Here is a 13,011-nt window from a genome sequence, read left to right as displayed (position 1 = left end):
AGAGCTAACGTAGCTACTATAAACACCATTGTTAATACAATGGTAATTTGTATAATAAGAGGAAAAGTTTTTATCTTATAGATAAAAGAAAGAAACCACTCAACGAAATTCATGTACTTTATTTGGTTTTAATTTAGTCGTTTAGTGAGGGATTATTAATTATAACTATGACAAAAGTAATCAAAAATACAACTACTAATTTTTTATTCTTTGAAACAACTATTTTTATAGATGAATTACTTCATCATAGGCATCAGCAACTGCTTCCATTACAGCTTCACTCATTGTTGGGTGAGGGTGTATTGTTTTTAGCACTTCATGACCAGTGGTTTCTAGTTTACGACCAAGTACTGCTTCTGCAATCATATCTGTAACTCCAGCACCAATCATATGGCATCCTAACCACTCACCATATTTTGCATCAAAAATCACTTTTACAAAACCATCTGGAGTTCCAGCTGCTTTTGCTTTTCCTGATGCAGAAAAAGGGAATTTACCAACCTTTAATTCGTAACCAGCTTCTTTTGCTTTTGCCTCTGTCATACCTACAGAAGCTATTTCTGGAGTTGCATAGGTACAACCAGGAACGTTACCATAATCAATTGGTTCTGTATGCAAACCTGCTAATTTTTCTACGCAAGTAATTCCTTCTGCAGAAGCAACGTGTGCTAAAGCTTGTCCAGGAACAACATCTCCAATAGCATAATAACCAGGTATATTTGTTTGATAATATTTATCAACTAAGATTTTATCTCTGTCAACAATAATTCCAACATCTTCTAAACCAATGTTTTCGATGTTTGACTTAATACCAACTGCCGATAATAAAATATCTGCTTTTAAAGTTTCTTCGCCTTTTTTAGTTTTTACAGTAGCAACAACACCTTCTCCAGAAGTATCTACAGATAAAACTTCTGAACTTGTCATTACATTAATTCCTGCTTTTTTTACTGAACGTTCAAATTGTTTTGAAATATCAATATCTTCTACAGGAACTAAATTTGGTTGAAATTCTACAATGGTTACTTCTGTACCCATTGTATTATAAAAATGTGCAAACTCAACACCAATAGCTCCAGAACCTACAACAATCATAGATTTTGGCTGACTTGGCAATGTCATTGCTTTTCTGTATTCAATTACTTTTACACCATCTTGTGGTAAATTTGGTAATTCTCTAGATCTTGAACCAGTAGCAATAATTATATTATCTGCACTATATTCTGTTACTTTACCATCTTCTGCAGTAACATCAACTTTTTTACCAGTTTTTACTTTCCCAAAACCGTTAATAATATCAATTTTATTTTTCTTCATTAAAAAAGCAACACCTTTGCTCATTCCATCTGCAACACCTCTGCTTCGTTTAATTACGGCATCAAAATCTTTATCAATAGATTCTGCTTTTAAACCATATTGATCCACATGTTTTAAATAATCATACACTTGTGCAGATTTTAATAAAGCTTTTGTTGGTATACAGCCCCAGTTTAGGCAAATACCTCCTAAAGATTCTTTTTCTACAATCGCAACTTTAAAGCCTAATTGAGATGCTCTAATTCCAGTTACATATCCTCCAGGTCCAGATCCAATAATAATGATGTCGTATTTCATGTTGATTTTTTAAAAGTTTTATCTTTGAAAGTTTAAATGTAATAACAAATTTTTTAAACTTTCTTATTGATGTTGTTTATTTTAATTTTTTAACTATTCTTTTCTTGAATTTTGATTAATCTATAATTTTAGCTTACTTTTTTTACCATATTTATATTGATAAAATTCGAACTTATTTTATACCAATTCCTTTATTTTAGAAAGCTTAAAATGAGTTTTTTACATTCTTTCAGGAACTTCAATTCCTAACAAAGAAAAAGCCGATTTTATAGTTTCAGCAACTTTATCTGCTAATTGCACTCTAAATATTTTTTTATTTTGATCATCTTCTCCTAAAATAGATACATTTTGATAAAAAGAGTTGAATTCTTTTACCAAATCATACGTGTAATTCGCAATAATTGCTGGCGAATAATTTGCAGCAGCTAATTGAATTGTTTCAGGATATAATGCTAATTGTTTTAATAATTCCTTCTCTTTTTCGTGTAATGTTACAACAACAGGATTCGAATAATCAAAATCTGCTTTTCTGATAATCGACTGAATTCTAGCATACGTATATTGCATAAAAGGACCCGTATTTCCTTGAAAATCTACAGAACTTTTTGGGTCAAACAAAATTCTCTTTTTAGGATCTACTTTTAAAACAAAATATTTTAAAGCTCCTAAACCAATTGTTTTATACAATGCTGTTTTTTCTTCATCAGAATATCCATCTAGTTTCCCTAATTCCTCTGAAATTTCTTTAGCAGTTTCAGACATTTCTGTCATTAAATCATCTGCATCTACTACAGTTCCTTCTCTCGATTTCATTTTCCCAGAAGGTAAATCTACCATTCCATAACTTAAATGATGCAATTGTTTTGCCCAATCAAAACCTAGTTTCTTTAAGATTAAAAACAACACTTGAAAATGATAATCTTGCTCATTACCAACAGTATACACCATTCCTCCAACATCAGGAAAATCTTTTACACGTTGAATGGCAGTTCCAATATCTTGGGTCATGTAGACAGCTGTACCATCTGAACGTAAAACGATTTTCTCGTCCAAACCATCATCTGTTAAATCGCACCAAACAGAACCATCTTCTTTTTTAAAGAAAACACCTTTTTCTAATCCTTGGGCAACTACATCTTTTCCTAATAAATACGTATCACTCTCAAAATAAAGCGTATCAAAATTAACACCCATATTTTTATAAGTGATGTCAAAACCTTTATACACCCAAGAGTTCATTTCTTTCCAAAGTGATACAACAGCTTCGTCTCCAGCTTCCCATTTTAAAAGCATTTCTTGTGCTTCTAAAATAATTGGCGCTTGTTTTTTTGCTTCTTCTTCAGAAATGCCAGATGCAACTAAGTTGCCAATTTCTTTTTTATATTCTTGGTCGAATTTCACATAATAATTCCCAACCAATTTATCGCCTTTTAAACCTGTAGATTCTGGAGTTTCTCCTTCGCCAAATTTTTGCCAAGCCAACATCGATTTACAAATATGAATTCCTCTATCGTTTATAATTTGAGTTTTATATACTTTTTTACCTGATGCTTTGATGATTTCTGCAACAGCATATCCCAATAAATTATTACGAACATGCCCTAAATGCAATGGTTTGTTGGTGTTTGGAGATGAATATTCTACCATTATTGCTTTTTCATCCGCTTTTTGCGAAACAAAACCAAAATTGGAATCTTTATATATTGAATTGAAAAAGTTGAGATAAAAAGCATCATCAACCACTAAATTCAAAAAGCCTTTTACAACATTAAAATTTGTTATTTCTTCAATATTTTCTACTAAATACTTTCCTAAATCTTCACCTATAGCAACAGGATTGCCTTTTTTATAACGTAATAAAGGAAACACAACCACAGTAATATCTCCTTCAAATTCTTTACGAGTGGGTTGGAAATCTACAGTTGGAATTTCTATATTGTATAAAGCTAAAAAACCTTCTTTTACTTTGGTTTCTATAGTTTTTTGAATGTTCATTGAAGTCTCGAAAAATTGAACTGCGAAATTACGTAAATTTATTTATTTTTTTAAGGTTGAATTCACTTGATTTTAAATGAGTTTTTAAGTGATAAAATCCAAATAATTGTCTTTACTAATTACCTCAAAATTCGCATTAGTATAAGCTTTCCTAAAAGCAGTTGGTATTTTTACTTTTTTTCTTGCAGACCATTTAAATTCGTACGCACATAAATCGTCTGCTTTTTCTTCCAACCAATCTAATTCTTGCTGGTCGTAAGTTCGCCAGAAATAATTATTTCTAGAGATTCTTTGGTATTCCTGCTTTTTCATTCGCTCTACAATAAGATAGTTTTCCCAAAGTTGGCCAACATCATTTCTATTCTGTAAAATAGTAAAGTTTTTTATGATTGCATTTCTTATACCAACATCATAAAAATACCACTTGCTCGATTTTGTAACTTCTTTTCGTAAATTTTTGCTAAAACCTTCCACTTTAAAAATTACAAAAACCTTGGTTAATAAATCCAAATAATTTTCAACGGTATTTTTAGAAATTTGTAGCTGATTGCCCAACTCATTTAAAGAAACTTCATTGCCAATTTGGAAAGCCAATAATCGTAATAAATTGTAAATTTTGTCTGCTTTCTTTATGTTTTGAAAGATCAAAATATCTTTTAAAAGATAATCATTAATAATTTCCTGAAGATATTCTTGCTTGTCTCTCCAGTCATTGATGTGAATCAATTCAGGATAACCTCCAAATAATAAACGTTCTTCTAATTTTTCCGTAGTTATTTTATAGTTTTCGTATTTGTTAAATTCAATCTGACTTATAGGATACATGTAAATAGTATATTTTCTGCCCACCAAAGGTTCTCCTAATTGATTGTTTAAATCAAACATAGAACTGCCAGTAACTATTATTTTTATTCCTTCAATTTCATCAATAATCAATTTTAAAATTAAACCAATATTGGGGATGTGTTGTGCTTCATCAATGGCTAATAAATCGATTCCATTTAACAAACGTTTGTAATTGGCAACGCTTCTTTTTGTTAGCAAAGTTGCATCATCTATATCTTCGCCATTTAGTTTTAGCACTTTATCCGAAGAAAAATTACCAATATATTTTTTGATAAATCTTGTTTTTCCAACACGTCTTGCACCTACTAATAATATTACTTTATTAGGTTGCGCTTTTCTGTTAACAACATTAATTACAGCTCTTTCTATTTCTGATTTCATATTTCAAATATAGGTAAATTTATTAGAAATTGACTGTATTAATGTAAATATAGTCAATATACTGACTGTATTTACATTAATTTAGTCAGTTTAAGATCTTTTTAGTTTTATAAAAGCATAAATATTAAAGACAATAGCATGTATAAAAATCTACTTTTCAAGTATTAAATTGTATTTTTGCACTATGGAAAAACGTTTAGAACAATTACCAAAATTAGCAGAGGAAGCTTTACAGGAAAATAGAAAATATTTTGCTAATTTAAAGAAAAGAACTCCCAAAAATTTGGACTATGTAATGCAAGAATTGCATGATGCAGAGTTTGCAAAAACGGATTGTTTAGACTGTGGAAATTGCTGTAAAACTACAAGTCCTATTTTTACAGATAAAGATACTGAGCGTATTTCTAAGCATTTAAAAATGAAAGTTGTCGATTTTACAAATACTTATTTGCAAAGAGATGAAGATAATTTTATGGTGTTAAAATCGTCTCCTTGTTCTTTTTTAGACGAATCTGATAATACTTGTTTTATATATGATGTTCGCCCAAAAGCATGTGCAGAATATCCGCACACAAATCGTAGAAAATTTATTGGGATTACAGATTTAACAATTGCAAACACGTTTATTTGTCCTGCAACATATAGTATTGTAGAAAACCTGAAAAAAGTATTGCCTTTAAAATCTAAAACAAAAAAGACAAGAAGTTAAGCATTTAACGAATCCTTTTTCTGAAGTTTTTATTGCATCATAATTCATTAATTTTTATTAATTTTAAGGTCTAAAAAACAGCGAACTTGCTTACACAATTATCCATTAATAACTACGCTTTAATCAATCAATTAACCATTGATTTTTCTTCTGGTTTATCCATAATTACTGGAGAAACTGGTGCAGGAAAATCTATTTTATTAGGTGCTTTAGGATTGGTTTTAGGCAATAGAGCAGATTTATCTTCTTTAAAAGACACGTCTAAAAAATGTGTTGTAGAAGCTAAAGTTGCTATCAAAAATTATAATTTAAAAGATTTTTTTGAAGAAGTCGATTTAGATTATGAGGAAATCACAATTATTAGAAGAGAAATTTTACCTTCAGGAAAATCGCGTGCTTTTGTAAACGATACTCCTATAAAATTATCGGTTTTAAATGAGTTGAGAGAAAAATTGATTGATGTACATTCTCAGCATCAAACCATGGAATTGTCTGACAATAGTTTTCAATTTTCTATTGTAGATGCTTTGGCAAAAAATCAAGATAAAATAGATTCTTACAAGAGAGGCTTTATAAAATTGAATCAACTTAAAAGAGAATTACAAGGTTTAGAAGCTGTTCAAAAAGAAGCAAATCAACAATATGATTATAATTTGCATCTTTTTAATGAATTAGAAGAAGCGAAAATTAAAGTTGATGAGCAAGAAGAATTAGAAGACAAGTTAGAGAAACTTAACAATATCGAAGATATCAAATTAAACTTATCTGAAGCCTTAGAAATTTCTGCCAATGACGAAATTGGACTTCAAAATTTATTAAATTCTTTGGATCATAAATTGTCTAAAATTGCCACATTTTCTAAAGAATATCAAGATTTATCAGCGAGAATTACATCAGTAAAAATAGAAGTTGATGACATTGTTAATGAACTAGAAGACGCGAATGAAAACGTGGAGTTCAATCCGAATGAAATAGAAGAAATTAATGATAGATTGCAATTGTTGTACAATTTGCAAAAGAAACATTACGCTTCTAATAATGAAGATTTACTAAAGGTTTTTGAAGAATTATCAGAAAAAGTAAGTCAGGTAGAAAACGCTGAAGAAACCATCAACAACAAGAAAAAAGAAATTGCTGATGTTGCTGTGAAGTTAGATAAAGTTGCTGAATTAATTTCTAAAAGTAGAGCAAATGCAATTCCTGGTCTTAAAAAAGAATTAGAGTTTTTATTGGCAGATTTAGGCATGGAAAATGCTCGTTTTTCAATCAAAATAAAACCAACTAAAAACTATTTTGCAAACGGAAAAGACGAATTAGAATTTTTATTCTCAGCAAATAAAGGTGGTAATTTTGGCGAATTGAAAAAAGTAGCTTCTGGAGGAGAATTATCAAGAATAATGCTATCAGTAAAAACAGTTTTATCTGCAAACACACAATTACCAACCATTATTTTCGATGAAATTGACACTGGAGTTTCTGGAGAAGTTTCCAATAAAATTGCTGCAATTATGCAACAAATGAGTAAAAATATGCAAGTAATTGCTATTACACATTTACCACAAATAGCATCCAAAGGAAAAAGCCATTATAAAGTTTATAAAGAGGAAGTTAAGGGAATAACCACAACGAATTTAAAGCAATTAACACCAGAAGAAAGAGTTAAAGAAATTGCAGAAATGTTAAGTGGTAAAGACATTTCAGACTCAGCATTAACGCATGCAAAGGAGCTTTTAACAAGCCCCTAAATCCCCAAAGGGGAATTTTTAGTTTCTTGTGAAAAAAAATAAGACTAAAGAAAATAGAGAATAGAAAAAAGACTCAAAAAAAACTATGTATACTATAAGTTAATTTTGAGAAACAAAAGACTATCATCTAAAAACTAACGACAAATTACTGAAATATGTACAATTTACTAAAAGGAAAAAGAGGAATTATTTTTGGCGCATTAAACTCGCAATCCATTGCTTGGAAAGTTGCTGAAAGAGCACATGAAGAAGGAGCAGAATTTGTGTTAACAAATGCACCAATTGCTTTGAGAATGGGCGAATTGAATGAATTAGCGCAAAAAACAGGTTCGCAAGTTATTGCAGCAGATGCAACTTCTATCCAAGATTTAGAAAATTTGGTAGAAAAATCGATGGAGATTTTAGGAGGTAAAATCGATTTCGTTTTGCATTCTATTGGCATGTCTGTAAACGTACGAAAAGGAAAACATTACACAGATCCAAATTACGATTTCACTACAAAAGGTTGGGATATTTCTGCAGTTTCGTTTCATAAAACCATGAATGTTTTATACAACAAAGAAGCCATGTCAGAATGGGGTTCCATAGTTGCTTTAACCTATATAGCTGCTCAAAGAGTATTTCCAGATTACAATGATATGGCTGATAATAAAGCGTATTTAGAGAGTATTGCACGTAGTTTTGGTTACTTTTTTGGAAGAGACTACAAGGTTCGTGTCAATACAATTTCTCAATCGCCAACCCCAACAACAGCAGGAAGTGGTGTAAAAGGTTTTGACGGTTTTATTGAGTATGCAGAAAAAATGAGTCCTTTAGGAAATGCAACAGCTTTAGAGTGTGCAGATTATACAATTACGATGTTTTCAGATTTAACGAAGAAAGTTACGTTGCAAAACTTATTTCATGATGGAGGATTCTCAAACATGGGCGTAAGCGATCCTATAATGGATAAATTTGAGTAATATTTTTTGGAGCTATTTCCAGCTTTTACTACTCGCTTTTTTCTTCTGAAAAAGAAGAAAAAGAGCTCAAACAGGTCGTTCAATCTGGGCTAAACTTGTTTGGTAGCTTTTAGAAAATTAAAAAATGCAAATCAAATCCGGTTTGCATTTTTTGTTTACGCTTGTTTTTGTAGTTTCGTGTAAAATAAAATGAATGGGTTTTTTTAAGAAAATTGATAAAGTATTCAAAGCATCAGAAAGTTTTAATTTGATGGAAAGAACAGAAGTAGATCTTCAAATTGAAGAAAATATAAAAACTGTTGGCATCAATAAATTTGCAACTTCCAACTATGGAGATTTATATTTGAGAGTAAATGAATTAGGAGGTTTTTTAATTCTGGAAACAATTATTGTAAGTGCAACAGACTTAAAAAGTAAAAAAGGAAGTTCGTTAACATTTAGCAATGAAAATGTAACTTTAAAATTAGCTTCTGATGAAAACAAAATTGAATCTGATTTTTCTAAATCCGTAAATAAATCTGTCACCAAAATAGATTATAATATTACTGCAGAGGAAGCTGAAAATTTTAAAGAACCTACTTATAATGAAGTCCTTTTTAAAATTAACGGAAATGAAATTCTATTCTCTGTAATAAACGAATAACTATTGAACCTCAATTTTTCCATCATCATTCCAGTGTATAATCGTCCAAAAGAAATTGACGAGTTATTAGAAAGTCTTACAAAACAAGATTTCTCTGATGATTTTGAGGTTTTAATTATTGAAGATGGTTCCACAGAAAAATGTGGAGCGATTATAGAAAAGTATACCAATCAACTTGATTTAAAATATTTTTTTAAAGAAAATAGTGGAGCAGGAGCAAGTAGAAATTTCGGAATGCAAAAAGCGTTGGGAAACTATTTCATTATTTTAGATTCAGATGTAATTGTTCCAACTCAATATCTATCAGAAGTAAAAAAAACATTAGAAATAAATTATACAGACGCTTTTGGTGGGCCTGATGCAGCACATCAAAGTTTTACATTATTACAAAAAGCTATTAATTACTCTATGACTAGTTTTTTAACTACAGGAGGAATTCGTGGTAAAAAGCAAGCAGTTGGTAAATTTCAACCCAGAAGTTTTAATTTGGGTTTGTCAAAAAAAGGATTCGAAAAAACAAATGGTTTTTCGAAAATGAAAAACGGAGAAGATATCGATTTAACATTTCGACTTTGGGAACATGGTTTTGAAACACAATTGATAGAAAAGGCATTTGTATTTCATAAAAGAAGAAGTTCCATTAAACAATTTTTTAAACAAACCTATGGTTTTGGAACTGCAAGACCAATTTTGAATCAAAAATATCCACAGACTTCAAAAATTACCTATTTGTTTCCAAGTTTGTTTATTCTAGGGTTTGGTTTAAGTTTTATTTTTTTAATTCTAGGATTTCCTCAACTTTTATATTTTTATGGAATCTATTTTGTTCTAATTTTTATGGATTCTTTATTTCAAAATAAGAATTTACAAGTAGCATTTTTAAGTGTTTTTACTTCATTAACTCAGTTTTTTGGATATGGATTAGGGTTTTTAAAAAGTTTTTTTTAGTAGGCAACATTAATATTATTTAATGTTTTCAACTTTAAATCTTCTAAAGTTTTAGCATCAGTTTTAAATTCAATAATCCTGGTTTCATTAGGTAACAAATCAAAAAAGTTATCAGAAAAATGTCCTTTTTGGGTAGTAAATAGAAAAACATCTTTTTGTAAAACGTTACTTTTTAGAGTAACAGAAAATCCATGTTTTGTTTTTTTAATTTTTTTTGTAATATCTCCAGTTGGTAATTGTAAATCTTTTGGTTTTGCAAAATAGAAATATGATTTCTCAGTATTGAATTCAGCCACTAAAAGTGAAGAATTTCTATCAATTTTATCCAAAGAAAAACGATAATAATTTTTGCTGCTATTTTCTAAAACTTCAATTTCATTAGAATCTGACCAAATTTCTTTGCCATTAAAATCGATTATTTTTAAAATTAAATCTCCATTTATATTTTTAAAAGTATCATTAATAACAAATGTTTTTATGCTATCATTTTTTATAGTTGAAGATATTAAAACATTTTCAAAAGCTTTTTTAGATTTGTATTGCAGCGCTTTCCAATTGCCAAAATAATCGATAGAAGACCAAGAAATTGCAGGCCAACAATCGTTTAATTGCCAAAATAAAGTACCCATATTATAAGGTTTTGCTCTTCTTTGTGCTTCAATTCCCATCACAATTCCTTTAGCTTGTAATAGCTGACTAACGTATACATAATCTTCGTCATTTGTAGGAATATTATAATCTCTAGCCATATATTCATCAATCAATTGAAAACCTCTTACATGTTTTTGATGCGATTTTATAGCAGCTGTTTTTAAATTAATGCTATCAGCTTGATTAATATATTTTATCGTTTCAAAACTTGGGAAAGACTGAAAGCCAAACTCGCTCATAAATCTTGGAACATTATTTTTTAGGTGTTCAAAAGGGTAGGCATCATGCCAAATCCACCAATCATGAGCATCACCTTCTGTTTTATATTTCGGATTTCCTCTTCCATATTTTGGAGAAGTTTCCCAATAATTAGTTTCCGAATTTTCTGAAACTACTTTTGGCAAAATATCATTAAAAACTGCTAAATAATCATTCCAAATATCTTGAATTTCCTCTTTGCTTCTGTTTGCTTGCCAACCCCAACGTTTCCAACCTTCTGAATTTTCATTATTTCCACACCATAAAGCAATAGAAGCGTGATTTCGTAAACGTTTTACTTGCTGTTTAGCTTCTTCTTTAATATTTGCTAAAAACTCGACATCTCCAGGATACATAGCACAAGCAAACATGAAATCTTGCCAAATTAAGATTCCTTTTTCATCACATAAATCGTAAAAAATATCGTTTTCATAAATTCCACCTCCCCAAACACGCAACATATTCATGTTAGATTCAACAACATCAGAAAGTAATTTTTCATAATGTTGACTGGTTGCTTTATTCTGAAAACTATTTTGTGGAATGTAATTGGCACCTTTCATATAAACAGGTTTTCCATTCAATTCAAAATAAAACGATTCTCCAATACTATCTTTTTCTGTGATGAGTTTTATAGTTCTAATTCCTTTCTTTATTGTTTTCTGATCTTTTATTTGCGAATCAGAAATCAATTGAAAAGTAAAATTATACAAATACGGTTTTCCTAAATTATGTGTCCACCACAATTTTGGATTCAATATTTCTATTGGAATTTTATAGATATGTTTCCCTTTTTTTAAGGAAATGTTTGAAGAAATTACATCACTATTAATTTTAGTGAAAAGGTTTATTTCTTTATCAGAATCACTTTTAATTTCAATTTCAACAGATAAATTAGCCTTTTCTTTGTTGACTTTTTGTTGTCTGATAAATATATTCTCAAACTTTAAATCATCCCAAGCTTGTATAGAAACATCTTTCCAAATACCAGCAGTATTTAATTTCGGTCCCCAATCCCAACCATATTGAAACTGCGCTTTCCTTGTGTAAATTCTATTTCCTTCAGGCAATTTATAAGGATTATTTTTAGATTTAGTCTTTTCAATTTCATCAGTATTTGTAAAAACGATGCGTAATTCATTTTCTTTTTTTACCAATTCTTTTACAGGAATTGAATATGTTCTAAAAGCATTATCTGTGTTTAGTTGGTAGTTTCCATTAATGTAAATTTTCGCATAGGTATCTAACCCATCAAAATTAATTTCAATATTTTTTTTCGCTAAAACTTCATCAGATAGAGAAAATGTAGTTTTATATTCCCAGCTTTTTGTAGAAACCCACTGTACTTTTTCTTCATTGTTTTTGATAAATGGATCTTCAATAATTTTATGATGTAATAAATCTGTGAATATATTTCCAGGAACAATAGCTGTTTTCCAATCTAAAGTATCAATTCCTTTAAACTGCCAATTTGTATGTAATTTTTGCTGAATTGGTTTATCTTTTTTAATTGAATTACAGCCAAAAAATAAAAGGATTAATAAGCCAAAAATAATTTTACGCATCTTTTATCACTTTTAAAATTTTTTGAATTGTTTTTGTATCAGAAACGGTTTGTTTGGTTGAATCAAAAAATACGTTTGAATTTCTTATTTCTTTTGTGGCAGAAGTATGAATTTCTTTAAAACCAGCTTCTTTAAATACATGCGCATTTCTAGGATTGATGCCACTTCCTGGAAGAATGATCAATTTATCTTTTGCAATTTTTTGTAAATCAATTAAAAGTTGAATTCCGTTTTCAGCTTTTTCTTGTAAGCCAGAAGTTAAAATTTTATCAACTTTTAAATTTATAAGAATTTGCAGAGATTCTTTTGGATTCGAAACACAATCAAAAGCTCTGTGAAAGGTGAATGAAAGTGGTTTAGAAAGTTCAATTAACGCTCTTGTTCTTTTAATATCAATAGAGTTATCCGAATTTAAAACTCCAGAAACAATTCCGTTAAAACCTAATTCTTTACAAAGTTGTATGTCTATTTTCATTTGCTCAAATTCATCATCAGTATAACAAAAATCACCACTTCTTGGTCTTATTAAAACATTTACAGGAATGGTAATTTCTTCAGATATTTTTTTCAACAGACCATAACTTGGAGTTACTCCACCAACTGATAGCTCTGAACAAAGTTCAATTCTGTCTGCTCCAGCATTTTGAGCGTTTATTGCTGATTGATAAGAGTTTGCGCAAATTTCTAAAACCAT

10 protein-coding genes are annotated in these 13,011 nt (G+C 29.6%); 5 read left to right on the top strand and 5 right to left on the bottom strand.

From position 1 onward, the window contains the following. Positions 1–225: 225 nt before the first annotated feature. The 3 genes from lpdA to P161_RS0100240 form a co-directional block, all read right to left on the bottom strand. Positions 226–1,614, bottom strand: a complete 1,389-nt coding sequence (lpdA, locus tag P161_RS0100250) for a dihydrolipoyl dehydrogenase (protein ID WP_036841111.1) — start codon at positions 1,612–1,614, stop codon at positions 226–228. A gap of 219 nt (positions 1,615–1,833) precedes the next feature. Continuing rightward, on the bottom strand, positions 1,834–3,609 hold the full coding sequence (argS, locus tag P161_RS0100245; RefSeq protein ID WP_026775100.1) for an arginine--tRNA ligase: 1,776 nt from the start codon (positions 3,607–3,609) through the stop codon (positions 1,834–1,836). Between the two features lie 84 nt (positions 3,610–3,693). After that, complete coding sequence (locus tag P161_RS0100240) at positions 3,694–4,836, bottom strand: ATP-binding protein (protein WP_026775099.1); 1,143 nt, start codon at positions 4,834–4,836, stop codon at positions 3,694–3,696. 184 nt (positions 4,837–5,020) lie between these two features. Between P161_RS0100240 and P161_RS0100235 the strand changes: the two genes are divergently transcribed. The 5 genes from P161_RS0100235 to P161_RS0100215 all read left to right on the top strand — a co-directional run bounded on the left by P161_RS0100235 (position 5,021) and on the right by P161_RS0100215 (position 9,843). Next, positions 5,021–5,545, top strand: coding sequence for a YkgJ family cysteine cluster protein (locus tag P161_RS0100235; protein ID WP_026775098.1), 525 nt, complete (start codon positions 5,021–5,023; stop codon positions 5,543–5,545). A gap of 86 nt (positions 5,546–5,631) precedes the next feature. Further along, positions 5,632–7,290 carry a DNA repair protein RecN gene (recN, locus tag P161_RS0100230; RefSeq protein ID WP_026775097.1) on the top strand — a complete coding sequence of 553 codons (1,659 nt, stop codon included), beginning with the start codon at positions 5,632–5,634 and terminating at the stop codon, positions 7,288–7,290. A 155-nt stretch (positions 7,291–7,445) separates the two neighbouring features. Then, positions 7,446–8,252 (top strand): enoyl-ACP reductase, encoded by an 807-nt coding sequence (locus tag P161_RS0100225; RefSeq protein WP_026775096.1) that lies wholly within the window; start codon positions 7,446–7,448, stop codon positions 8,250–8,252. Between the two features lie 193 nt (positions 8,253–8,445). After that, complete coding sequence (locus P161_RS0100220) at positions 8,446–8,895, top strand: hypothetical protein (protein WP_026775095.1); 450 nt, start codon at positions 8,446–8,448, stop codon at positions 8,893–8,895. A gap of 3 nt (positions 8,896–8,898) precedes the next feature. Next, positions 8,899–9,843: a glycosyltransferase family 2 protein gene (locus P161_RS0100215; protein ID WP_026775094.1), complete on the top strand. Its 945-nt coding sequence runs from the start codon at positions 8,899–8,901 to the stop codon at positions 9,841–9,843. Here the strand turns inward: P161_RS0100215 and P161_RS0100210 are convergent. Both P161_RS0100210 and P161_RS0100205 read right to left on the bottom strand, forming a co-directional pair. After that, positions 9,840–12,317 carry a glycoside hydrolase family 2 protein gene (locus tag P161_RS0100210; protein ID WP_026775093.1) on the bottom strand — a complete coding sequence of 826 codons (2,478 nt, stop codon included), beginning with the start codon at positions 12,315–12,317 and terminating at the stop codon, positions 9,840–9,842. The two genes, P161_RS0100215 and P161_RS0100210, sit on opposite strands and share 4 nt — an antisense overlap. Beyond that, positions 12,310–13,011, bottom strand: a complete 702-nt coding sequence (locus P161_RS0100205) for a copper homeostasis protein CutC (RefSeq protein WP_026775092.1) — start codon at positions 13,009–13,011, stop codon at positions 12,310–12,312. Before P161_RS0100205 ends, P161_RS0100210 begins: the two co-directional genes overlap by 8 nt.

The organism is Polaribacter sp. Hel_I_88, from assembly GCF_000687935.1.
Classification (GTDB): domain Bacteria; phylum Bacteroidota; class Bacteroidia; order Flavobacteriales; family Flavobacteriaceae; genus Polaribacter.
The sequence above is the reverse complement of the archived record's forward strand: the minus strand, read 5'-3'. Positions and strand labels throughout refer to the sequence as shown.

Bases quoted from the DNA above. Each gene is read 5' to 3' on its own strand.
- lpdA (WP_036841111.1), bottom strand. From the start codon at position 1,614: ATGAAATACGACATCATTATTATTGGATCTGGACCTGGAGGATATGTA.
- argS (WP_026775100.1), bottom strand. From the start codon at position 3,609: ATGAACATTCAAAAAACTATAGAAACCAAAGTAAAAGAAGGTTTTTTA.
- P161_RS0100240 (WP_026775099.1), bottom strand. From the start codon at position 4,836: ATGAAATCAGAAATAGAAAGAGCTGTAATTAATGTTGTTAACAGAAAA.
- P161_RS0100235 (WP_026775098.1), top strand. From the start codon at position 5,021: ATGGAAAAACGTTTAGAACAATTACCAAAATTAGCAGAGGAAGCTTTA.
- P161_RS0100225 (WP_026775096.1), top strand. From the start codon at position 7,446: ATGTACAATTTACTAAAAGGAAAAAGAGGAATTATTTTTGGCGCATTA.
- P161_RS0100220 (WP_026775095.1), top strand. From the start codon at position 8,446: ATGGGTTTTTTTAAGAAAATTGATAAAGTATTCAAAGCATCAGAAAGT.
- P161_RS0100210 (WP_026775093.1), bottom strand. From the start codon at position 12,317: ATGCGTAAAATTATTTTTGGCTTATTAATCCTTTTATTTTTTGGCTGT.
- P161_RS0100205 (WP_026775092.1), bottom strand. From the start codon at position 13,011: ATGGTTTTAGAAATTTGCGCAAACTCTTATCAATCAGCAATAAACGCT.